Here is a 239-nt window from a genome sequence, read left to right on the forward strand (position 1 = left end):
GACAACATCCAATCAGTAGGAATCTCAGATGACTACGATGAAGCGAAGTTGGAACTTGATTCTACTAAGATCAAAGCTTACGATTCAGTAACAGGCGCAGAAGTAACAGATAAATTCGATATCGCTGTGAACAACGGTGTGATTACTGCAACCCTTAAAGATGGCTTCACTAAGTCACTTGGCGACGCAGAAAACACACAAGTCATTGACACAACTAAATTCGAATTCGGACGTTACTA

At 41.0% G+C, this 239-nt stretch carries 1 protein-coding gene; it reads left to right on the forward strand.

The window, feature by feature from the left end; translation table 11 throughout:
* On the forward strand, positions 1 to 239 hold a 239-nt coding region (locus tag HMPREF2917_RS07280), incomplete at both ends, for a hypothetical protein (protein ID WP_141751540.1).

Origin of the sequence: Streptococcus sp. HMSC061E03 (assembly GCF_001813505.1) — a bacterium.
In the GTDB taxonomy this organism is placed as follows: Bacteria; Bacillota; Bacilli; order Lactobacillales; family Streptococcaceae; genus Streptococcus.